Source organism: Simiduia sp. (assembly GCF_058345725.1).
This window is the reverse complement of record NZ_JBTUOC010000012.1, coordinates 82371-104252: the sequence shown is the minus strand read 5'-3', so window position 1 is coordinate 104252 and position 21882 is coordinate 82371. Positions and strand designations below refer to the sequence as shown.

At 54.6% G+C, this 21882-nt stretch carries 20 protein-coding genes; 15 read left to right on the top strand and 5 right to left on the bottom strand.

Features of this window, described 5'->3' with window-relative positions:
* Positions 1–21 precede the first annotated feature (21 nt).
* The 5 genes from bcp (at position 22) to ACW8F6_RS03025 (ending at position 4619) form a co-directional block, all read left to right on the top strand.
* Positions 22–486, top strand: coding sequence for a thioredoxin-dependent thiol peroxidase (gene bcp / locus ACW8F6_RS03045; RefSeq protein ID WP_491574362.1), 465 nt, complete (start codon positions 22–24; stop codon positions 484–486).
* Positions 487–794: 308 nt separating this feature from the next.
* A complete protein-coding gene (locus ACW8F6_RS03040) occupies positions 795–1703 on the top strand; it encodes a helix-turn-helix domain-containing protein (RefSeq protein WP_491574361.1) in 909 nt (302 codons plus the stop codon).
* An 87-nt stretch (positions 1704–1790) separates the two neighbouring features.
* Positions 1791–2123: a preprotein translocase subunit YajC gene (yajC, locus tag ACW8F6_RS03035; RefSeq protein ID WP_491574360.1), complete on the top strand. Its 333-nt coding sequence runs from the start codon at positions 1791–1793 to the stop codon at positions 2121–2123.
* Between the two features lie 66 nt (positions 2124–2189).
* Complete coding sequence (locus tag ACW8F6_RS03030) at positions 2190–3230, top strand: D-cysteine desulfhydrase family protein (protein ID WP_491574359.1); 1041 nt, start codon at positions 2190–2192, stop codon at positions 3228–3230.
* 63 nt (positions 3231–3293) lie between these two features.
* Entirely contained in the window at positions 3294–4619 is a 1326-nt protein-coding gene (locus tag ACW8F6_RS03025) for an alanine/glycine:cation symporter family protein (RefSeq protein ID WP_491574408.1), read from the top strand.
* A gap of 71 nt (positions 4620–4690) precedes the next feature.
* On the opposite strand, the gene aptA is transcribed toward ACW8F6_RS03025, so the two are convergent.
* Entirely contained in the window at positions 4691–5998 is a 1308-nt protein-coding gene (gene aptA / locus ACW8F6_RS03020) for an omega-aminotransferase AptA (RefSeq protein WP_491574358.1), read from the bottom strand.
* Between the two features lie 106 nt (positions 5999–6104).
* Positions 6105–7574 carry a membrane-bound lytic murein transglycosylase MltF gene (gene mltF / locus ACW8F6_RS03015; RefSeq protein WP_491574357.1) on the bottom strand — a complete coding sequence of 490 codons (1470 nt, stop codon included), beginning with the start codon at positions 7572–7574 and terminating at the stop codon, positions 6105–6107.
* A 484-nt stretch (positions 7575–8058) separates the two neighbouring features.
* On the opposite strand from mltF, the gene purL reads away from it, so the two are divergent.
* From purL to ACW8F6_RS02980, 7 genes are all read left to right on the top strand, one after another.
* Positions 8059–11931 (top strand): phosphoribosylformylglycinamidine synthase, encoded by a 3873-nt coding sequence (purL, locus tag ACW8F6_RS03010; RefSeq protein WP_491574356.1) that lies wholly within the window; start codon positions 8059–8061, stop codon positions 11929–11931.
* 123 nt (positions 11932–12054) lie between these two features.
* Entirely contained in the window at positions 12055–12852 is a 798-nt protein-coding gene (locus ACW8F6_RS03005; protein ID WP_491574355.1) for a DUF3014 domain-containing protein, read from the top strand.
* 44 nt (positions 12853–12896) lie between these two features.
* A complete protein-coding gene (locus ACW8F6_RS03000; protein WP_491574407.1) occupies positions 12897–13760 on the top strand; it encodes a tetratricopeptide repeat protein in 864 nt (287 codons plus the stop codon).
* Positions 13761–13783: 23 nt separating this feature from the next.
* The gene (locus tag ACW8F6_RS02995) at positions 13784–14668 is read left to right on the top strand and encodes a D-hexose-6-phosphate mutarotase (protein ID WP_491574354.1); all 885 of its coding nucleotides are present in this window, start codon (positions 13784–13786) and stop codon (positions 14666–14668) included.
* 77 nt (positions 14669–14745) lie between these two features.
* Positions 14746–15861, top strand: a complete 1116-nt coding sequence (locus ACW8F6_RS02990; protein ID WP_491574353.1) for a phosphoserine transaminase — start codon at positions 14746–14748, stop codon at positions 15859–15861.
* Positions 15862–16006: 145 nt separating this feature from the next.
* A complete protein-coding gene (locus ACW8F6_RS02985; RefSeq protein ID WP_491574352.1) occupies positions 16007–17179 on the top strand; it encodes a phosphoglycerate dehydrogenase in 1173 nt (390 codons plus the stop codon).
* Positions 17180–17270: 91 nt separating this feature from the next.
* Entirely contained in the window at positions 17271–17594 is a 324-nt protein-coding gene (locus tag ACW8F6_RS02980; protein WP_491574351.1) for a YqfO family protein, read from the top strand.
* On the opposite strand, the gene ACW8F6_RS02975 is transcribed toward ACW8F6_RS02980, so the two are convergent.
* Entirely contained in the window at positions 17569–18114 is a 546-nt protein-coding gene (locus ACW8F6_RS02975) for an NUDIX hydrolase (RefSeq protein WP_491574350.1), read from the bottom strand. The genes ACW8F6_RS02980 and ACW8F6_RS02975 overlap by 26 nt on opposite strands.
* A gap of 134 nt (positions 18115–18248) precedes the next feature.
* Here ACW8F6_RS02975 and ACW8F6_RS02970 point away from each other — a divergent pair, with 134 nt between their 5' ends.
* The 3 genes from ACW8F6_RS02970 to ACW8F6_RS02960 are packed head-to-tail and all read left to right on the top strand — an operon-like array spanning position 18249 to position 19648.
* Positions 18249–18848, top strand: coding sequence for a CoA pyrophosphatase (locus ACW8F6_RS02970; protein WP_491574349.1), 600 nt, complete (start codon positions 18249–18251; stop codon positions 18846–18848).
* A 60-nt stretch (positions 18849–18908) separates the two neighbouring features.
* Positions 18909–19442 (top strand): gamma carbonic anhydrase family protein, encoded by a 534-nt coding sequence (locus tag ACW8F6_RS02965; RefSeq protein WP_491574348.1) that lies wholly within the window; start codon positions 18909–18911, stop codon positions 19440–19442.
* Positions 19439–19648 carry a DUF1289 domain-containing protein gene (locus ACW8F6_RS02960; protein ID WP_491574347.1) on the top strand — a complete coding sequence of 70 codons (210 nt, stop codon included), beginning with the start codon at positions 19439–19441 and terminating at the stop codon, positions 19646–19648. The genes ACW8F6_RS02965 and ACW8F6_RS02960 overlap by 4 nt, the downstream gene beginning before the upstream one ends.
* A gap of 44 nt (positions 19649–19692) precedes the next feature.
* Here the strand turns inward: ACW8F6_RS02960 and ACW8F6_RS02955 are convergent, their stop codons facing one another.
* Both ACW8F6_RS02955 and ACW8F6_RS02950 read right to left on the bottom strand, forming a co-directional pair.
* A complete protein-coding gene (locus ACW8F6_RS02955) occupies positions 19693–20976 on the bottom strand; it encodes an HlyC/CorC family transporter (protein ID WP_491574346.1) in 1284 nt (427 codons plus the stop codon).
* Positions 20977–21046: 70 nt separating this feature from the next.
* Positions 21047–21865: a cytochrome C assembly family protein gene (locus ACW8F6_RS02950; protein WP_491574345.1), complete on the bottom strand. Its 819-nt coding sequence runs from the start codon at positions 21863–21865 to the stop codon at positions 21047–21049.
* Between the last annotated feature and the right edge of the window lie 17 nt (positions 21866–21882).

Here is a 21882-nt window from a genome sequence, read left to right as displayed (position 1 = left end):
ATTATTCTCACTGGAGTTGTTATGGCACACCCTAAAATTGGCAACCTTGCCCCGGCCTTTACCCTTACCAACCAGCGGGGCGAAAAAGTTTCACTTAAAGCGCTGCGCGGGCAGCGCGTGGTGATCTATTTTTACCCCAAGGCACTGACACCAGGATGTACGACTCAAGCCTGCGCACTGCGCGACGTTCAGGCTGAGCTAAAAAAGCTCAACACGGTGGTGCTGGGCATAAGCCCAGACCCAGAAGCCAAATTGCAGCGTTTTATCGATAAGCACGATCTGAATTTTGACCTACTATCAGATGAAGACCACGCCGTGGCCGAGAAGTATGGGGTATGGGATCTGAAAAAGTTTATGGGTCGTGAGTTTATGGGGATAGTGCGCACCAGTTTTATCGTGGATGAGCAGGGCCGGCTAAGTCACATAGTGGACAAGTTCAAAACCAAAGATCACCACGAAGTCATACTGGATTTGCTTCGACAGTAATCCTGGCGCCCCAAAAGAGATGACTGGCGATTCTTATAACTGTATCTTATAGTAAGTAAATCACTACTGCTGTGATGAGAAATAAGTCCTAGGGCTCGATAAATGCAATTTTTGTCGCCTAAGGCCACAGGGTGGCGCCAGCGGTTCTGGCAGTAAATAGCTATAAGAAATAAGTTAGACGGCTTCAATAGAGGGTATTTATACCCCGCTTGTTTTCTAGATTTCTTTTGGGGGGTCGCACCATCTCAACCACCGCTTCCACCGTTTCTATTGGTCAGGCCTCGGCCGCAATATGGACGGATCAGAATTTGTCGACCTTAACGGGCCGCATGCGCGTGCTGCTGCGTTTGCTCACATCGCCCGTGGGCGGTTTTCAGTCCCAACTTTGGTCCTATTTGGCTTCGGGCAGCGCCATGCTGCAGGCAGATTCGGCGTTTTTTTACCATCGCGCTTTAGGCCGATGTGTGCGTTATCGCTACGACATTGGTATGACGCCCGAGGCATTGGCGGTGGAGGAGGAAGCCTTTGGTCCCGAGCAGCAGGCACTGATGTGCCTGAAAGAGCCGCAATTTCTTGACATTGTCGGCGAAAACTGCGACAAGCCGCTGGCCCTGGCGTATAATCACGCAGGCCCGGGACGCTATTTATTTGCGCCCCTGCAAAATGCGTCAGCGGCTCTGGTGTTTGTGATTAATCGCCCCTTGGACAGTGGGCAGAACCAGTTAGCCGATGAAGATAGGGAAACATTGGCATTGTTGGCAGAAGGAGTCGCCCGCATGGTTCATCTACACGCATCACCTGAAAAAATCCTGCGCTCGCAGGAAGGCTTTGCCGTCAGTGGCATTCGCTCGCTGGCTGAGTACGTTGAAATTGCCAAACTGCCGGCAGTGTTTGGCATACCCGGCCGCGTGATGGATGTGTTACAGCGGCGCGTAGGCCAGGGGTCTCTGGCCATTGACGATGTGGCGAGCGAGCTCAGTATTTCAAAGCGGACGCTGCAGCGCCGCCTTCAGCAAGCCGATATCAATTTTGCCATGATGCGCGACCAAGTGCGCTTTCATTATGCTATTGGCTTTCTAGTGGATCAAAACCTCAGTATTGATCAAATTTCAACCGCGTTGGATTTTTCTGATCGCACCAGTTTTACCAATGCCTTTAAGCGCTGGACGGGGCTTTCACCTTCGACATTCCGGAAGTTATTTCGCGATTACACCTAGGCAATCCGGCGTCTTTCGTCAGATTGCCACACCTGGGTAAACCCTGTAGAGTTGCCGCCTTGGAATTATTCTTTTCTGAGGTCTTACATGTCATTTTTCATCCCTGAGGCGATGGCCCAGGCGCAAAGCGCACAACCAGAAGCCAATCCAATGATCACCTTGTTGATGTTTGGTGGCCTTTTTCTGTTTATGTATTTGTTTATTATTCGCCCGCAGCGCAAGCGTCAAAAAGAGCACACAGAATTGGTGAGTGCACTGAGTAAGGGCGATGAAGTGGTGTTGAGCAGCGGTATGCTGGGCAAAATCACCAAAGTCGATGAAAACTACATCGTGCTGGAAACCGGTAACAATATCGAGCTGAAATTTCAAAAAGTTGCCGTACACGCGGTGTTGCCAAAGGGGACGATCAAGTCCATTTGACGCGCTGAAATTCTACATACATTCAGGCCGCGCTCGTGCGGCCTGTCGTTCTCAGGTAGCCTAACAATGCCGAACACTCCCCCCCGCATTGCCTACCCACAAAAATATGACTTTGCTCAAACACCCACCCCATTGCAGCCTTTGATACGCTTGCCAGAAGCGCTAGGGCTGAACACGCGTATCTGGATTAAGCGCGACGATTTAACCGGCTCGCACTTGTCGGGTAATAAAATTCGCAAGCTTGAATTTTTGGTGGCCGAGGCAAAACGGCGCGGCGCCAATACCTTGATTACCTGCGGCGGTGTGCAATCCAACCATGCGCGTGCCACCGCGCTCTTGGCGGCTCAAGCGGGGATGAAATGCCATTTGCTATTGCGTGGAGAAAAGCCCCAGCAGCTGGACGGTAACTTGTTGTTGGATTATATCGCTGGTGCCGCGGTGAGCTACTACCCCAGTAGTAGCTTTGAGGCGAACCTTACGGATTATTTCGAGCATTGGGTGGACCATTACCGCTCCCAGGGGGATAGCGCCTACTGTATTCCCGTGGGAGGTAGCAATGGCACCGGGCTTTGGGGCTACATTGCCTGTGCCGAAGAGCTCAGCCTTCAGCTGGCCGCCCAAGGGGTGGCGCCCGAGCATATCGTGTGCGCGACCGGATCGGGTGGCACGCAAGCGGGATTGACCTTGGGCGCGGCGCTGGTGGGGCTGGAGTCGACAGTCACCGGCGTGGCAGTGTGCGACAATGCGGCCTGGTTTGATCGCAAGGTACGCGACGATTGGCGGAGCTGGGGGCAAGAGTACGCGGACCTAGCGGCGCAAAATTGTGCAGTCGCAGGTTTGACTGTGGCGCAACTTGCGGTGCAAACACTCGATCAATACGTAGGGCCAGGGTACGCCAGAGCGGGCCAGGAAGTGTTTGACACTATTCAATTGGCCGCGCGCACAGAGGGTTTTGTGCTCGACCCGGTCTACACGGGCAAGGCTTTTCACGGTTTGCTACAAGAGTTACGGCGGGGCGCCTGGCAGGGCGCCCGCGACGTGGTCTTTTTGCATACGGGGGGCGTATTCGGCGTCTTCCCTCAGAGGGCGCAGTTTCATTTTGAGTAGAAAGCGTTTTTCTACGTCTCTTACACACAATAACAACTGAGCGAGAATTCTGTGTATCAAGAAATGGTTACCCTGATTAACGGCTTTGTGTGGGGCAAGGTCATGTTGGCATTATTGCTGGGCACGGGCCTGTACATGATGACGCGCCTAAAAGTGTTGCCCTTGCGTAAAGTTGGCTATGGCTTTTCACAGCTATTTAAGCCGCGTGCTAGCAGTAAAGAAGGGGACATCACACCCTTTAATGCATTGATGACGGCTCTGGCAGCTACCATCGGTACCGGCAATATTGTGGGCGTAGCCACTGCCATTGGTATCGGCGGTCCCGGCGCCTTGTTTTGGATGTGGTGCAGCGCGCTACTTGGCATGGCCACAAAATTTTCTGAGGCGACCCTGGCCGTGCATTACCGCGAAGTTGACGCGCAGGGTAAACGCGTTGGCGGCCCCATGTACTACATTAAAAATGGTTTGGGTAAGCGCTGGGCATGGCTGGGTGTAATGTTTGCCTTCTTTGGCGCGCTAGCGGCTTTTGGGATCGGCAATACCGTCCAGGTAAACTCCATTGCCTCGGCCGTTGAGGAGTCAACCGGCCTCGACCCGATGATAACCGGCGGCATTCTTTTTGTGCTGGTGGCTGCGGTATTGGCGGGCGGCATTAAACGTATTGGCGATGTGGCCGGGAAGCTTGTGCCCTTTATGGCTGTGACTTACATTTTGGCGGGTATCTTCGTTTTGATATATCACGTCGATCAAATTCCTGCGGCCTTCATGCTTGTTGTCGAAAGTGCGTTTAATCCCGAGGCTGCCATGGGAGGCGCTGCGGGCGTGACGTTGTTAATGACGATCCAATACGGCGTTGCACGGGGCGTGTTTTCGAACGAGGCCGGCCTGGGTAGCGCGCCCATCGCCCATGCGGCGGCGCAAACCGACAGTCCCGTTCGGCAAGGGGTGATAGCAATGCTGGGCACCTTTATCGATACCATTGTGGTGTGTTCTATCACTGGCTTGGCGATTGTTGCTTCAGGCGTTTGGCAGGGCGATGCCGAAGGTGCGGCTATGTCTATTGCCGCCTTTAATTCCGCTATTCCTGGCGGGCAGTGGGTGATTACCTTGGGACTGGTGTTGTTCGCTTTTACAACGGTTCTGGGTTGGAGTTACTACGGTGAGCGATGTGCGCAATTCTTATTGGGCGATCGTTTTGTGTGGCCTTATCGGGTGTTGTTCATTGCAGCTGTGCCTATCGGGGCGGTAATGAAGCTCGATTTTGTATGGCTTTTGGCCGATACGTTGAACGGTATGATGGCCATTCCTAATTTGATTGCTGTCCTGGCGCTGTCGGGTGTGGTTATAAAACTGGCAAAAGATTATTTCAAAGACCCTGCAAATAATTAGCTGGTAGCGTCGAATAAAAAAATGGCAGCTAAGGCTGCCATTTTTTGTTTGATTGATGAATCGATTTCGGTTCAGTCGACGCTGCCAATGGTTTCCTGCAAGACATTCACAATAGTGTCTATGTGATTTTTCTCAATAATTAGTGGCGGTGACATTACAATGGTATCGCCTGCAGGTCTCACTGTGACGCCTTTATCCAGGGTTTTTGCGGCAACCTTCGCGGCGACACCCGGCGGCAGGTCGATACCGGCTAACAATCCAAAGTTACGGATATCTTTAATTCCTTTGGTGCCTTTCAATGAATGTAGGCCAGCCTCCCAGTAGGGCGCGATCTCGTCACAGCGCTTGAATAACTGCTCTTTTTTGTAGATGTCCAAGGTGGCCAGCGCAGCTGCACAGGCAATAGGGTGGGCAGAGTAGGTGTAACCGTGAAGAAATTCAGGTGCGGCTGACATTTCTCCGGTGTTGACAAAGGTGTCGTAAATTTCTTGTTTACAAAACACCGCACCCATGGGTACAGCGCCATTGGTGAGGCCCTTGGCGGTGGTAATCATGTCTGGAGTAACGCCGACCTTGTCGGCCATGGTGGCTGCACCGGTGCGACCATAGGCGGCAATAACTTCATCAAAAATCAATAAAATATTGTGCTGATCGCAAATGGCGCGCAGCTTTTCCAAATAGCCCTGTGGCGGCACTATGACGCCGCCGGCACCGGCGACCGGCTCGACAATGACAGCTGCAATGTTGCTGGCGTCGCGCATGGCAATGATGTCGCTCAATTCGTCGGCAATCTCGGCGCCCTGGGTGGGCAGACCTCGACTAAAGGCGTTTTCCGGCAACAGTGTATGGCGAAGAAAGTCTGCTTCGAGCCCCTGACCAAAACTTTTGCGGTTGCCGGTAAGGCCTGCCAGTGAAACGCCGCCCCAGTTAACCCCATGGTAGGCTTTAACGCGCGCAACAAAGGCAGTTTTAGTGCCTTGGCCCTTCAGGCGCCAGTACTGGCGCGCAATTTTAAGCGCGGTATCCACCGACTCTGAGCCCGAATTGGTGAAGAAAATTCGGTTTAGTCCCTTGGGGGCGATATCTTCAACCAAACGATTTGCCAGTTCAAAGCCCAAGGGGTGGCCGTAGCTAAAGGGATTGCCGTAATCCATTTCCAGCAGTTGCGCGTGTACTGCGTCGGCAATTTCCTTGCGACCATGGCCGGCATTACAGCACCAGAGGCCAGCATTGGTATCCAGTACTTTGCGGCCGTCACCCATGGTCATGTACATGCCGTCGGCGGCGGTATAAAAACGTGGGTTGGCTTTAAAAGCGCGGTTGGCGGTGAAGGGCATCCACCAGGCTGCCATTTGTTCGGCGTTTGGCATCTGGGTCATGTTCGATCCTTTGCTAACAAGTGAGTGTGATAATCGCTTTATAGCAAAGGTAGCTCAGTTCAATAAATTAGCATCTATCAAAATGCAGGTTGGTATTTTTAGACGTTTAAAGACTGGAGCGCAGATCGGCACTGGGTACTGCCGAATTGATAGACAGGATCGTACCGTCGGCCATGGCTAGACGCCGCTGTTCAACTTGCTTGTGCCAGGCCAGGATAGTGTGAAACTGACGAATATTGTTCACGTAGTCGACGGGTTCCCAGCCGCGGGCATAGCCGTGACGGGTTTCTTTGTAGTATTTGCGCTGTGCCAGCAGTGGCAGTACCTCGGCAACGTCATCCCAAAGGTTGGGGTTTTTACCTTGCTTGCGCGCGAGGCGGCGAGCGTCCATCAGGTGCCCGTAGCCCACGTTATATGCCGCCAGGGTCATCCAGAGTCGGTCCTGACCTTCGATACCCTTAGGCAAACGGTTCATGATATTGGCGAGATAGCGGGTGCCACCCTCCACACTCTGCGCTGGGTCCAGGCGATCTTCAATCCCCAGCTCTTTTGCAGTGGTGCGCGTTAGCATCATTAAACCGCGGACACCCGTGTAGGATCTGGCGCGCGGGTTCCAGTGCGATTCCTGGTAACTGATCGCTGCCAGCATCATCCAATCAAACCCGTAGGTATCTGCGGTGGCCTTTAGCAGCGCTTCCCACTTGGGCAGGCGGGTTTTTACCCGGTTGGCGAAGGCCAGTGCACCGCCGGTATTAAAAGCCGGTTCCTGGTTAAAAAACAGGGTTTCAAGACTGGCCAACTGGTTGTTGGCTTTGGCTTGATTGATAAAACGGTTGGCCGCATCCCGTAGACTAGTGTCATTGGATTTTTGAAAGGCCCAGGCCAACGGTTGCTTTTCGGGGAAGGTGTAGGCGATGCGCGCCCTGGGATAGACGGTTTGGCTGATGGCGTAGGCCGTGGATTTGACCAGGGCGAAGTCGATCTCGCCTTCGTGCACCTGTTCAATAAGATCCATGCTGTTATAGTCGGCGGAGGCCGACCACTCCAACTGCGGATACTGGGTGCTGATCTGAGCGAGTCGCTCTGCCTCGCTGGAATCTTCCATGACCATGATTTTACGGCCGAACAGCGCGTCCAGCTCTGTGGGTTTACCGGTGCCGTTGCGATAGATCAGCAGCTGACTGATCTCCAGGTAGGGGTCTGAAAAGTTCACAAGGCGCTTACGGCTTTCGGTCACGATCATGCCAGCAGCGGCCATGTCAGCTTCCTTGCCCAATTGAACGCGTTGAAGGGTTTCGCCAAAGTTATTAGCGGGGACAATTTCCAGATCGACGCCTAGGTGCTCAGCGAAGGCGGCTGCCAAACTGTACTCAAATCCAGTGAGGTTGCCGTCTGGGTCCTCGTAGTAGGTCTCGGGGCCGTTAATAGACGTAACGCGCAGCACGCCATTCGCCTGAATCAGCTCTAGCTGAGTGAGCGGACGGCTTTCGACCAAGAGCATACAGCTCGCCACAAGTGCCACAAAGCTCAGGGCTTTAAGCAAATGTTGGGCAAGGTATGTAAGGGTCGATCGCATGCGTTCTCCTAGGGTATTTGAACCCCTGATCAAATTGTGCGCGATTTTAACGGTCGAATTTGCTAACCGATAGCTTGTTTAGGTGAGTTAAGTGTAGTAGAGCTTGAGTTCTTTGGCGTATAAATCAACATGTTGTACGGTTATATGCACATTTCGGCTTATATAGAGGTGGAAAATTATTTGTGACCATCGGTGTTTATCGGGTCAGTTTTCCGCGATCTGCGATCTAGAGGGGGGAGTAGGTGACTATTTAAGTGGTACATCAGTACGTTTTGTTCGGGCGGGCCTGCCGGGCCTGCTGTCTGTGTAATTGGGCTGTTCAGGGGGCTAATATCGAGTACAATTGCCGCCTTTCCGAAACAGGTGGATTTTAGGGTATGTTGACGGCCAAGCAGCCGGATAACCACTCGACACCCGGGCTTCTCCGTCGCCCAGGCGGGTGTCCGTCCTTTTCCGCCGCACTATTTCAAGGTACCTGACTCCTATGCTGACCCTTCGCGGTGCTCCGGCCCTTTCTCTATTTCGTACCCAACGCCTGCTGGCTAACCTCCAGGCGGTTGCACCAGGTATAACCGGCGTACAGGCCGATTACATTCACTTTGTTGAAACCCAAGCAGAGTTGAGTGAGCGGGCGCAACAGGTGTTAGCGCAACTCCTGACCTACGGCCCCTCGGCCAGTAGCGGTTCCAGCGAAGGGGTGTTGCGGTTGGCCGTTCCCCGTGCGGGCACCATTTCACCCTGGTCTTCAAAGGCAACGGATATTGCCCACAATGCGGGATTAGAAGCGGTGGTACGCATAGAGCGCGGTGTTGCCTATTACCTTCAGGGGGCGTTGGCAGCCGACGAGCAAGCTGCCGTTGATGCCCTATTGTACGATCGGATGGTCGAGCAGCTATTTTCCAACTTGGATGAAGCCGCCAGCTTATTTACGCATCACACACCAAGGCCGGAAAGCCGGGTGGATATTTTAACGGGTGGCCGGGCAGCGTTGGCGGCGGCAAATTCATCGTTAGGCCTGGCGTTGGCCGAGGATGAAATCGATTACCTGGTCGAGAGTTTTTCCGCATTAGGGCGCAATCCGGTGGATGTGGAATTGATGATGTTTGCGCAGGCTAATTCCGAACATTGTCGCCACAAAATTTTTAATGCCAGCTGGACCTTGGACGGTGTTTTACAAGAGCGTTCGCTCTTTAAAATGATCAAAAACACCTATGAGGTGGGCGGCAAAAACGTACTGAGTGCCTATGCGGACAATGCCGCCGTGATGAAAGGGCACAAAGCCGGGCGCTTTTATCCAGACCCAGTCAGTCAGGTGTATGGCTTTTCACAGGAAGACATCCACATATTAATGAAGGTGGAAACCCACAACCACCCAACGGCTATTGCGCCCTATCCGGGTGCGGGTACAGGTGCCGGCGGCGAAATTCGCGACGAGGGAGCAACTGGTCGGGGTTCTAAACCCAAAGTAGGGCTCACAGGATTCACCGTTTCTAACCTACAAATTCCGGATTTTGTACAGCCTTGGGAGCAGAATTACGGCAAGCCTGACCGAATCGTTTCGGCCTTAGATATTATGTTGGAAGGGCCAATTGGCGGCGCGGCTTTTAATAATGAGTTTGGTCGCCCAAATATTTGCGGCTATTTTCGCACCTTTGAAGAAAATTTTGACGGCGAGCGGCGTGGGTATCACAAGCCCATCATGCTCGCTGGCGGTTACGGTAACATCCGCGGCGAGCATGTGGACAAGCCACCATTTAAGCCCGGCACACGATTGGTGGTATTGGGTGGTCCGGCTATGCTCATTGGCTTGGGCGGCGGCGCGGCATCGTCTGTTACCTCTGGTAGTTCTACGGAGGATTTGGATTTTGCGTCCGTGCAGCGGCAGAACCCCGAAATTGAGCGGCGCTGCCAAGAGGTCATCGATCGCTGTTGGCAATTGGGGGCCGACAATCCCATTGCGTTTATTCACGACGTAGGTGCAGGTGGCTTATCTAATGCCTTTCCTGAATTGGTAAAAGACGGCGGTTGCGGCGGTGTGTTTGATTTGCGCAAGGTTCCCAACGATGAGCCGGGTATGAGCCCCTTGGAGATTTGGTGCAACGAATCGCAAGAGCGCTACGTGCTGGCAATAACAGAAGGCGACTTGCCGCGCTTTGAAGCAATTTGTGCGCGCGAGCGGGCGCCTTACGCGGTGGTGGGCGAGGCCACCAGCGAGCAACACTTGCGCGTAAATGACACTGTGTTTGACGCTAACCCCGTCGATTTGCCCATGAGTGTATTGTTTGGTAAACCGCCGAAAATGCACCGCGAGGCGCTGTCGCACGCGCCGATAACCAAGGCCTTTGAAACGGCGGACTTGGATATAAACGAGGTGGCAGAGCGCGTGCTAAAGCACCCGGCTGTGGCCAGTAAAAAGTTTTTGATCACCATTGGCGATCGCAGTGTAACCGGCACGGTAGTGCGCGATCAGTTGGTGGGCCCCTGGCAGGTACCGGTGGCCGATTGCGCGGTAACCACCAGCAGTTATGACACCTATGCTGGCGAAGCCATGAGTATGGGGGAACGCACTCCAATTGCACTTCTAGATGGTCCGGCCTCTGGTCGCATGGCTGTCGGCGAAGCGATTACCAATATCGCCGCCACGCACATTAGTGCTTTGTCGGACATCAACTTGTCGGCTAATTGGATGTGTGCGGCGGGTCATCGCGGCGAAGACGAAAAGCTGTATCGCACGGTAGAGGCTGTGGGAATGGCGTTGTGCCCGGCGCTGGGAATCACGATTCCGGTTGGCAAAGATTCGATGTCGATGCGCACCGCTTGGCGCGCAGGTGAGGAAGATAAGGCGGTGACTGCGCCTCTGTCGTTGGTTGTGACAGCTTTTGCGCCAGTTGTAGATGTACGTCGCACGGTAACGCCTCAGCTCCAGAGTGGATTGGAGTCAGACTTGCTGCTTGTGGATTTGGGCGCGGGTAAAAATCGCCTGGGCGGATCAATTGCGGCGCTGGTATTTAATCAGTTGGGTGAGCAACCAGCAGATTTGGATCAGCCCGCTCAGCTCAAAGCATTTTTCGATGTAATGCAGGCACTCCTGGCTGAAGGCGCAGTGTTGGCTTACCACGACCGCAGTGATGGTGGCTTGTTTGCGACCCTGGTCGAGATGGCGTTTGCCGGTAACCTGGGCATGGATATACAGCTTGACGGTCTGGGCGACGATTTGATTGCCGCATTATTCAGCGAAGAGTTGGGTGCTGTTCTGCAAGTGCGCGCCGCAGACTCGGCGTCGGTGATTGCTCAGTTTGAGGCGGCCGGCTTAACTGATGCGGTGCATTTTATCGGGCGTCCAAACGACGAAGACCAAGTGCGACTGCGCGTTGGCAAGGGCCCTTGGGTGTTTGAGCAGTCGCGCGCTTACCTGCACAGTCTCTGGAGTGAAACGAGCTATCGCATGCAAGCCCTGCGCGACAATCCCGCCTGCGCCGAGCAGGAATTTCAGCAGTTGTTAATGCCAGATCCGGGACTGTCGGCTGCCTTGAGTTTTGACCCTGTACAAGATGTAGCGGCGCCCTATATTGCCAAGGGTGTTCGCCCCAAAGTGGCGGTGCTGCGCGAGCAGGGTGTAAACGGTCATGTAGAAATGGCGGCGGCCTTTGATCGAGCCGGATTTGCCGCCGTTGATGTGCACATGAGCGATATACTGGCCGGTCGCATAAATTTGGCCGACATGCAGGGTTTGGCGGCCTGCGGTGGTTTTTCCTACGGCGATGTCCTGGGGGCGGGCGAGGGCTGGGCCAAATCGGTGCTGTTTAATCCCCGTGCACGGGATATGTTTGAGCAATTTTTTCATCGCGCCGACACCTTTTCACTTGGCGTGTGCAACGGCTGTCAGATGATGTCTAACCTGAAGTCATTGATTCCGGGTGCCGATGCCTGGCCGCGATTTGTGCGCAATCAATCTGAACAGTTTGAAGCGCGGTTTAGTCTCGTACAGATTCAAAGCAGTCCGTCGGTCTTGCTGGCGGGGATGGAGGGCTCGCACATGCCTGTCGCAGTCGCCCATGGCGAAGGTCTGGCGGAGTTTGGGCAACCCGATCGCGCCCAGCAGTTGTTGGACGATGGATTGGTATCCGTGCGCTATGTGGATAATCACATAGTGCCCACCGAGGCCTATCCAGCGAATCCCAATGGCTCGCCCCTGGGAATCACCGCCGTTACGAGCCGTGATGGCCGTGCGACAATTATGATGCCGCATCCCGAGCGGGTGTTCCGAACGGTCACCAACTCCTGGCACCCTGCCGAGTGGGGTGAGGACTCGCCTTGGATGCGCATGTTCCGCAACGCGCGCGTGTTTACCGGATAACAAAGGGGGCTAAGCCCCCTTTTTTTGTTATTTTTTTTAGCGTAGCAAGCTGGCTGCGTTAGTTTTCGTCGGCTTTTCTGTGGTAGTTTAAGTATCCCTTTTTGGTGTTTGAAGGCATCTAATATGAGTGGTCGTCAAAGTATTTTGTTAGTGATCGGTGTCGTTTTGCTTGCCGTTATTGGTTATTTTTTGTTGCGAGAGGCTCCGCAGCCGGCGCCCGCGCCCAATACAGCAGTGGTGCCTGAGCAGCCCGCTCCCATTAATCGCGAGGCCCCGGCGCCTGAGGCGCCAGAGCCCGAGCCAGCGACGCCCGTTGAGAAAAAACCTGCGTTGATTGGACCGGCCGCGAGCATAGCGCTGAGTCAGCCCTTGTTAATCGATATTTTAAACAGTCTTTCGCCCGAACTGGTCCAGTGGATGGTTAGCGAGGAGCTATTGCGCAAGTGGGTAATTCTTATTGATCAGATTGCCGATGGCAGTCTGACAACGAAACATTTGCCGCTGTCGTACGAGATGGCGCCCTTTGCAGTGGAGGGCAATAAAGATTTGGCGCGCATGGCGCCAGCGAATTATGCTCGTGCTAAACCATTGATAAAGGCGGTGACGCAAATTAAGCCCGAAACCCTGGTGGCTTACTATCGATTGTGGCAGCCACTGCTGGAGGAAGCATATGCCGAGTTGGGTAAAAATGGCACCTTTGACGATCGGGTACTGCAGGCCATTCGGCAGCTACAATCCGTGCCGCCCATGCCTGCACAGGGCGATATTCAAGCCAGGCCGGTAATGTACAAATATATTGATCCAAAACTTGAAAAAGCGCCTGCGCTGCATAAGTGGATGTGGCGTCTGGGCCCTCAAAACCAGTCCGATATTAAAACGTATTTAACGCAGGTAAAGTTGGCGCTCTACCGTCAACCTTAATGTCTGCTGATAAGGAAAAGTGAGAATAGGTAGTGAATGAGTCAATAAATGAATCTGTCATCGTCGATGTGACGATGCAGAATGCGCAACAAGTGCTGATCGATGCATCTATGAGTCGACCGGTGCTCATCGATTTTTGGGCTGATTGGTGTGAACCCTGTAAGGTACTGATGCCCGTATTAGAAAAGCTTGCCAACGAATTCCAGGGCAAATTTTTATTGGCAAAAGCCAATGCTGACGAACTGGGCCCCATTGCGGGCCAGTTGGGCGTTAGAAGTTTACCCACGCTTATTTTGATGCATAACGGCCAGCCTGTGGACGGGTTGGTGGGGGCTCAAGGCGAGCAAGCCGTGCGCGAAATGTTGGAAAAATATTTGCCTCCTCAGTGGCAAGAAGACGTTCAGCAGGCGCAGGTGCTGTTGGAGGCCGGCGACGTGGAATCCAGAACGCAGGCACTGGCTCTGCTGCGTTCGGCGGTTGAGCAGGGGGGGGATCACGCAGTGCGGACACTGCTGGCTGATACGTTAATCGAATTGGGGCGATTAGATGAAGCTGAGCAGGCGCTAAATAATGTGGCGCTTCAGGATCGCCAGTCTGCCTGGCAACAGGTAAGCGCCAAGCTTACCTTAAAGCGCGAAGCGGGCAGGGCGCCCGAGGTGGTGGCGCTGGAAGAGGCCTATGCCAAAGCGCCGGAAGACTTAGCGTTGGCCCAGCAATTAGCCGTGGCGCTTTCAGAGCATCAGCATCACGAAGAGGCGCTCGCTTTACTCATGGGGCTATTGCGCACAGATTTAAATGCGCAGGATGGCGCCATTAAAAAGACCTTTCAGGATATTCTGGCGGCGCTGGGTAAAGGCGATCCAATAGCGGTGCGCTACCAGCGCCAGCTGTATACGCTGCTTTACTAAAACAACTGTCTGTAGAGGCTTAAATGGAAGTACAGTTGCCGGAGGGGCTTAGCTATCGCGATCATCCAGCGGGATTGCGGTTTATCGATATTGATCACCCTGTGGTACAGGCCAGTGTGTGTCTGCAGGGTGCTCATCTCACGCGTTACTGTCCTGCAGGCGGCCCGGAGCTATTGTGGGTTAGCGAAGCAGAGCCCTATGAGCCTGGCAAGGCGTTGCGCGGCGGCATTCCCATTTGTTGGCCTTGGTTTGGCGCGCATCCTGGCTCTGATGCCAGGGCGCCCGCGCACGGTGTAGCCAGAACGGTACCCTGGGAGTTGGTGGCGGTTAGTCGGCGAGTGGAGAGTGTGGCTTTGACCCTACAATTGCCGGAAATGACCTCCGAGTACCTGCCTAATGGCATCGCTTTAAGCTTGCAGGTTGAGCTAGGTGAACTGTTGCGCCTGCGGCTTACAACGGTCAATGACAGCGGGCAGGATTTTCAATTTTCTCAAGCGCTGCATACCTACTTCAATGTCGGAGATATTCACCAGGTGCGTATTAATGGCTTGGCCGGCGCCCAATACGATGACAGCTTATTGTCCGAGGGTGAGCGCGCTCAGCTCGCGCTACACGATGCATTGACTTTTGATGCTGAGGTCGACCGTATTTACTACCCCAAGTCACCGCTGCAATTAGTGACGCCCGTGCAAACTGTGGATATTTCCACAGAGGGTAGTGGTAGCGCTGTGGTCTGGAACCCGTGGATTGCCAAGGCCCAACGCCTGAGCCATTTTCAGCCAGAGGATTACCTGCGCACCGTTTGTATTGAGGCGGCCAATTGCGGGCGCGACAGCCGCACTTTGGTGCCGGGCGCTAGCCATACCCTCGCCGTGACATATCTGCCCCAAGCCACTGGTAAAAGCTGAGCCAGCTGGCATAATTCACGTCCGCGTACGATAGGTGCGCAATAAAAGTCTGTTATTTAGTCATATTGAGTGCAAGCATGCGTCCTGAAATCAAACCCAGTAACCCCAATTTCTCCTCTGGCCCCTGCAGTAAACGCCCGGGCTATGCGCTCGATAATCTGGATATTGCCACCCTGGGGCGTTCACACCGCTCGTCCTTAGGAAAGGCCGTGCTGGCCCGGGCCTGTGAGCAAACAGCCGAGTTGCTGGGGCTGCCCGAAGGGTACCGAGTGGGCATAGTGCCAGCCTCCGACACGGGTGCTGTTGAGATGGCACTGTGGTCGCTCCTGGGGGCGCGGCCCGTTGAGGTGCTCTATTGGGAATCCTTTGGTCAGGGTTGGCTAACCGATATCGCCAAACAGCTCAAATTGACTGATGTGGTGAGTCACTCTGCAGACTACGGCCAGTTACCGGATCTCAGCCAAGTGAACTTTAACAGCGACGTGGTGTTTACCTGGAACGGAACGACATCCGGCGTGCGCGTGCCCGATGGCGACTGGATTGCAGACGATCGCGCGGGCTTGACCATTTGCGATGCCACCTCGGCCGTATTCGCCATGGCGATGCCCTGGGAAAAGCTCGATGTTGTCACTTTCAGTTGGCAAAAGGTGTTGGGCGGTGAGGGGGCCCACGGCATGCTGGTACTAAGTCCGCGAGCCGTTGAGCGGCTGGAAAGCTATACGCCGACCTGGCCGTTGCCAAAAATCTTTCGCATGACCAAAGGCGGCAAGCTGATTGAAGGAATTTTCCGTGGAGAAACAATTAATACGCCTTCAATGCTCTGCGTTGCTGATTATCTGGACGCGCTGGATTGGTTGGTCTCGGTAGGCGGGCTGGAAGGTGGCATTGCCCGCTCGCAAGCCAACCTAGACGTTATTGAAAACTTTGTCGCGCAAACTCCCTGGATACATTTTCTCGCGCAGGATGCCAATTTGCGGTCCAACACCAGCGTCTGTTTGACACTGGATGCAACGCCCGATCAAGTTAAAGCGATAGTCAAGCTACTGGAAAAAGAGTCGGTTGCTTTTGATATCGGGGCGTACCGCGATGCGCCCGCTGGCTTGCGGATCTGGTGTGGGGCCACTGTCGAAACTGCCGATGTCCGCGCGTTAATGCCGTGGCTCACATGGGCCTACGAGCAAGTGGTGATCTAAGTTTAAAAAGGCTTGCTACGGCAAGCTTTTTTTTGCCCGGTGATTGGGTGTTGCCGGTGATAGCCGCACCCGCTTCTACAGCGGAGACCTGATCCCGGTATATAAATAAGTGTTGTTATAAAAAACAAAAAATTAGGAGTCACAGATGTCTTTTCGCGTTAAAACCTACAACAACATAGCCCCTCGAGGATTGGCGCGTTTTGGCACGGCCTATCAGGTGGGGCCCGATGTGAGCGCACCCGATGCGTTATTGCTGCGCAGTCAATCGCTACACGATATGGCGCTGCCTGATGGCCTTAAGGCTATTGCTCGCGCTGGCGCGGGCGTCAACAACGTCCCTGTAGATGCCTGCAGCGCACGTGGCATTGCGGTATTTAATACGCCCGGCGCCAACGCTAACGCCGTTAAAGAATTGGTGTTGTGTGGCTTGCTGTTGGCATCGCGGGGCATCATTGCCGGTGCCGAGTATGCCAATAGCCTAACGCTGGACGACCCAGAGGCGCTGTCGACGCTATTGGAAAAAGAGAAAAAACGCTTTGCCGGGCGCGAGCTCTACGGGAAGGCGCTGGGAATTGTAGGGCTGGGTGCCATTGGGTCAATGGTGGCAGAGGTGGCGCTGTCGCTAGGTATGGATGTGCTTGGATACGACCCGGCCCTGTCCGTCGATGCGGCCTGGCGCTTGCCCAATCAGGTACAGCGTATGGAAAGCCTAAACGCACTCCTGGGACAGTCGGACTATGTGACACTGCACGTGCCGGCCATTGAGCAAACGCGCGGGCTAATTAACCAAGATACCGTTACCGCCTTTAAACCGGGTGCGGTACTGCTTAATTTTGCGCGCGAAGCCATCGTCGACCCCGACGCGATTGTGCGCGGCCTCGACGAAAAGTATTTAGCGGGCTATGTCTGTGATTTTCCCGATCCGCGCTTGCGCGCAAGACCGGACGTCATTGCGACGCCGCACATTGGCGCCAGTACGGTGGAGGCAGAGGAAAATTGTGCCGTCATGGCCGCCGATCAGCTGCGCGATTACCTTGAGCACGGCAATGTAAAAAATTCCGTCAATTTTCCAGCTGTTGCGATGCCGCGCGCGCCGGGCACCTGTCGATTAACGTTTACTAACGACAATGTATCCGGCGTTTTGGGGCATGTATTGTCTGTTTTGGCAGAGCTCGATGTGAATGTGGTGGATATGATGAACAAAAGTCGCGGCACTCTGGCGTACAACATCATCGATATGGAAGTGAATGCATCACCTGCATTGCAGCAGGCGGTGGAAAAGGTGGAGCATGTCATTGCAGTACGACTGTTAAGCTAACCGTAGAGCTCGACAGTTGATCTCGGTGGAGTGGCCAAAGCCTCACACCGAGGCTGGGTCGGCATTGATAAGCGCTATAGCGGAGTGAGCAGTGTTTAAATTGTGTATGTATGTGCCAGAAAGCCATGTGGAGTTGGTAAAACAAGCTGTGTTTGAAGCTGGCGCTGGCCGGCAGGGAGCCTATGACCAATGCTGTTGGCAGGTGTTGGGGCAGGGCCAGTTTCGACCTTTGGCCGGCGCCCAGCCATTTATTGGAACGCATGCCCAAACCAACTGTGTATCCGAGTTTCGAGTTGAGCTGTTGGTGCCGGAAAATCGCGTAAAAGCCGTCATTCGCGCGCTGCGGGCGGCACACCCTTACGAGGAGCCCGCGTTCGATTTAATGCAAACTACCGATCCCGCGGTTTTCGAATAATGTCTTCGGAGCGCACTGGAAATTTTTGGATTTTCCGGTCGTCAAAGTAGAGCTCCAGGGTGCGAGCGATGACCGGAAAGGCGAGCGTATCCCAAGGTATGTCTTGCTCTTCGAACAGCGCCACCTCCAAAGACTCGGGGCCAGGCCCAAAGTCCAGCGCTGTGAGGTTGGCGCGGTAGAAAAAATACACTTGGTGAATTTGTGGCAAATTAAACAGCGTGTACAGTGTGAGATCGGACACTGTCGCACGGGCTTCTTCCCAGGTTTCCCGCGCAGCGCCTTCCGCTGTGGTTTCCCCGTTTTCCATGAAGCCCGCCGGCAGAGTCCATAGGCCATGGCGCGGTTCTATGGCTCGCTTACACAACAGCACTTTGTCTTCGTAAACCGGTAGGGTACCGGTGATAATGCGGGGGTTTTGGTAGTGAATGGTGCTGCAAGTAGCGCAGACAAAGCGTTCGCGATCATCGCCAACGGGAATGGCCAGAATCACGTCCGCACCGCACTGGCTACAAAATTTCATCGGTATGTCATCCTGCTGTCGTATTTTTGAGGGGCGCTTAGCGCGGGGTTATTCTAGCAGAGGTCTCCCCGGGGGAGCGAAGCCTGTGCTTCACAGGGCGGGCATTGCCGCTATAATGCCCCGGAGGACTTTCTATGCTGCGCCAGCTTTCGACATTACTGGATAAATACTCATACACACTGGATTTGCCAGAAACCCACCCGCGTCAGGCGGCGGTTCTGATTGCCTTGACGCGCGAAGCGGACCCCAGGGTGCTGTTGACACTGCGCTCCTCGAAGCTCAAGCGCCATTCGGGGGAGGTGTCCTTTCCCGGTGGCTGGTGGGAGCCGGGGGATCAGACCCTCGCCGATACCGCTCTCAGAGAGGCGCACGAAGAGGTGGGGCTACCGCCCAGTGCGGTGGATGTTCTGGGTAGCTGGCGCTCGCGCTATGCCCGCGACGGTATCCGGGTACAGCCAGTGGTGGGGCTGATTGAACCCAATTTGCCTTTGGTGCCGAATCCCGACGAGTTAGATGCGGTATTTACGGTGCCGGTATCTTTTTTTCTTGCAGATGAGCGTCTGCGCACCGACGTTTTTCAGCGCGATGGCAGCGAGCATTGGGCGCCGGCCTACCGCTATGGCGAATTTGAAATATGGGGTTTTACTGCGGGCGTATTGGTGGATTTACTTAATAAAACACTCGATGCGGGCATCGGCAAGCAGCACAACTCTGCCCCGGTACGTCGCTATTAGTTAGCCTCAATTACCTAAATTGCGTGCGGTTCGCACAATACCATCTATTCAGGAAGTCAAATGACGGCATTTCAATTGGGAGAGCACGCACCTCAACTCGAAGGTGAGGGGCATTTTGTGGCCCATAACGCGACGCTGATTGGTCAGGTCGTGTTAAAAACCCAGGCAAGTGTCTGGTTTAATGCGGTGATCCGTGCCGACAATGCCCTGATCGAAATCGGGGCTCGCAGCAATGTGCAAGACGGCGCGGTATTGCACACAGACCCGGGAATCACCCTGCGCCTTGGCGAGGATGTCACCGTAGGCCACAACGCCATGTTGCATGGCTGTGAAGTGGGTAGCAATAGTCTTATCGGCATCGGCGCAGTGGTGCTTAACCACGCGCGCATTGGGAAGAATTGCATCGTCGGCGCCAACGCCCTGATCACCGAGCGATCGGTCATTCCCGATAACAGTTTAGTGGTGGGGAGCCCGGCAAAAGTGATTCGGCAATTAGACGAGGCGGCAGTGGCATTGTTGCGGGCCAACGCGGAAGTCTATGTGCAGCATGCGGCGCGCTATCGAGCCACGCTAAAGGAGGTGACGCTGGTATGACCGCTTCTCCCAAATCCAAGCTCAAGCAGCAAGCGGTAAAATCCCCCTGTAACTCAGTGTGTGCATTGAATGCCGACGATGTGTGCGTTGGGTGTTTTCGCACGGCAGAGGAGATAGGCGGTTGGTCGCGGATGACGGCGGAGCAGCAACGGCAGGTGGTGGTTCGGGCGCAGGCGCGGGCAAAAGTAAACAATCCCTTTGCCTAGCGGCTGCCGGCGCCTTTCGACGCCGGGGGCGGCGTCGCTCAGGTTCAGTCTTCGTCCAGCTCTTCCAGGCGGGTTGCTTTAACCCGTTCGATCATCTTGGTGCTGGTTTGCATAATTTCGAAGCGGTAGTTGCGCAGGGTCAGGCTCATGGCGCACTCGGGTACCCCCTGAAAGGTATCTACCAAGAGGCCGTTAATGGTTTTGGCTTCGTCGGTGGGCAGGTCCCACTCCAGTTCGCGGTTGACGTCGCGCAGCGAGGCGCTGCCGTCGATAATAAACCAGCCATTGCCGGCCTCGGCGATTTCTTCGCCCAGTTCGTCTGCACGGTTTGTGGTGAAATCGCCGACAATCTCTTCGAGCAAATCTTCAAGGGTGATTATGCCCTGTACGTCACCATATTCGTCCACCACAAAGGCCATTCGACGCTTTTCTTTTTGGTAGTGCAGCAATTGAGTATGCAGGGCGGTGGATTCCGGCACGAAATAGGGCTTGCGACAAAACCGGCGAATGTCGGCGTGGGTGATGGTGCTGTCGTCCCCAAAAATAAAGCGCGCCGCGTTGCGCAGGTGCAGGGTGCCCACCACGTTATTGATGTCGCCCTCATAGACCGGTAGGCGCGTGTACTCACTGGTGCGAATTTGGCGCAGCAGGGTGGGGATGTCGTCTTCCAGATTTAAGCCCACAACTTCGTTGCGCGGCACCATGATGTCTTCCACCGTGGCCTTGTTGAGATCCAGCACATTTAGCAACATGCCCTGGTGCTGGTCTGGGATCAGGTCGCCAGCCTCGTCCACTACTGTGCGCAATTCATCCGGGTGTAGGTGTTCGTTGGTGTTGTGGGCCTCTGGATTAACGCCCAGCAGTCGCGCCAGGGCATTGGAGACAATATTGACCATCCACACCACGGGGTAAAACAAAAACAAGAGCGGCTTTAGCAGCAGGCTTGCGGGAAAGGCAATGCGTTCCGGGTGCAGAGCGGCTACGGTTTTCGGGGTCACCTCGGCGAAAACCAATAGCAGCAGGGTGAGGGCAACAGGTGCTACGGCCAAGCCCACGTCGCCTAGTAAGCGGGTGGCTATCAATGTTGCGATAGTGGCGGCCGCCGCGTTGACCAGGTTGTTGCCGATCAATATGACGCCGATCAGGCGGTCGGGGCGGTTCAGTAGCTCTGAGGCGCGCAGGGCGCCGCGGTGCTTTTTATTCACCAGATGCTTAAGGCGATAGCGGTTTAGCGACATCATTCCAGTTTCGGAGGACGAGAAAAATGCCGAAAGTAATATAAGTCCAGCCAGGCTCGAAAAGAGCAGACTAAGCGGTATGTCGTTCAAGAAAGGGAAGCCCTTAATGCTATAAAGCGCGTATCTTGCAGCAGATGGCGAGCCTTGGCAAATACTGCGGTCAGTTGACGTGAAGAATCAGCTCGAGAACGAATTTGCTGCCGAAATACGCCAGCATCAGCGCCGCAAAACCGCCTAGAGTGAAGCGCACAGCGGTGTGCCCGCGCCAGCCGAGCCAGTGGCGACCCGCCAGCAACGCAGCGTAAATTAACCAGGCAACCACTGAGAAGACTGTTTTATGGGCAAGATGTTGGGCCAGTAAATCCTCAATATAGGCAAAGCCCGACGCCAGTGCGGCCGTCAGAAGTGCAAAGCCCAGCCACAGCATGTCGAATAATAGTGCCTCCATGGTCTGGAGCGGCGGCAATATGCGCACAGCGCCGCCGGGCTGGTGGTTTTTAAGTTGGTGGGTTTGAAATGCCAGCACCAGGGCTTGGGCGGTAGCAATGGTCAGCAGGCTGTAGGCCAAGAGGCTCAGGATAACGTGGGCCGCCAAGCCTTCAGCTAAGGGGGTGATGTGGCTAGGTTGGTAGAAAAAGACCAACAGTAAAATACTGATGGCAGACAAGGGCATCAACAGTAGGTAGAGCGTGTGTACCGGTTTGCGCAATCCCGAGAGAATTAACAGGCTGTTGATGGATGCGCAAACGAGACTGGCAGTGGCGAAAAAGCTGAAATTCACACCGGCGCTGGTGAATAGCAGTGGGTAGAGACCACTCCAGTGAAAGCCCACGGCGGTGATGGCCAGCGCTTGGGTCCAGTGGCCCGCCAACGCCTTTTGGTGGCGCAGCAGTGTGTAGAAATAGCCGCAGGCGCCCAGATAAACCGCGACGGCTGCGATGTTCATGGCTAAAGCGTACAGTTGAATTCCGTTTTGCATGCAATATCACTCACCAA

What these genes read in the sequence shown, in the direction of transcription:
- ACW8F6_RS02995 (WP_491574354.1), top strand. Translation starts at nt 13,784, where the DNA reads ATGGAAGTACAGTTGCCGGAGGGGCTTAGCTATCGCGATCATCCAGCG.
- mltF (WP_491574357.1), bottom strand. Translation starts at nt 7,574, where the DNA reads ATGCGATCGACCCTTACATACCTTGCCCAACATTTGCTTAAAGCCCTG.
- yajC (WP_491574360.1), top strand. Translation starts at nt 1,791, where the DNA reads ATGTCATTTTTCATCCCTGAGGCGATGGCCCAGGCGCAAAGCGCACAA.
- ACW8F6_RS02970 (WP_491574349.1), top strand. Translation starts at nt 18,249, where the DNA reads ATGCTGCGCCAGCTTTCGACATTACTGGATAAATACTCATACACACTG.
- ACW8F6_RS02960 (WP_491574347.1), top strand. Translation starts at nt 19,439, where the DNA reads ATGACCGCTTCTCCCAAATCCAAGCTCAAGCAGCAAGCGGTAAAATCC.
- ACW8F6_RS02965 (WP_491574348.1), top strand. Translation starts at nt 18,909, where the DNA reads ATGACGGCATTTCAATTGGGAGAGCACGCACCTCAACTCGAAGGTGAG.
- ACW8F6_RS02950 (WP_491574345.1), bottom strand. Translation starts at nt 21,865, where the DNA reads ATGCAAAACGGAATTCAACTGTACGCTTTAGCCATGAACATCGCAGCC.
- ACW8F6_RS03030 (WP_491574359.1), top strand. Translation starts at nt 2,190, where the DNA reads ATGCCGAACACTCCCCCCCGCATTGCCTACCCACAAAAATATGACTTT.
- ACW8F6_RS03005 (WP_491574355.1), top strand. Translation starts at nt 12,055, where the DNA reads ATGAGTGGTCGTCAAAGTATTTTGTTAGTGATCGGTGTCGTTTTGCTT.
- bcp (WP_491574362.1), top strand. Translation starts at nt 22, where the DNA reads ATGGCACACCCTAAAATTGGCAACCTTGCCCCGGCCTTTACCCTTACC.
- ACW8F6_RS02985 (WP_491574352.1), top strand. Translation starts at nt 16,007, where the DNA reads ATGTCTTTTCGCGTTAAAACCTACAACAACATAGCCCCTCGAGGATTG.
- ACW8F6_RS02975 (WP_491574350.1), bottom strand. Translation starts at nt 18,114, where the DNA reads ATGAAATTTTGTAGCCAGTGCGGTGCGGACGTGATTCTGGCCATTCCC.
- ACW8F6_RS03025 (WP_491574408.1), top strand. Translation starts at nt 3,294, where the DNA reads ATGGTTACCCTGATTAACGGCTTTGTGTGGGGCAAGGTCATGTTGGCA.
- purL (WP_491574356.1), top strand. Translation starts at nt 8,059, where the DNA reads ATGCTGACCCTTCGCGGTGCTCCGGCCCTTTCTCTATTTCGTACCCAA.
- ACW8F6_RS02990 (WP_491574353.1), top strand. Translation starts at nt 14,746, where the DNA reads ATGCGTCCTGAAATCAAACCCAGTAACCCCAATTTCTCCTCTGGCCCC.
- aptA (WP_491574358.1), bottom strand. Translation starts at nt 5,998, where the DNA reads ATGACCCAGATGCCAAACGCCGAACAAATGGCAGCCTGGTGGATGCCC.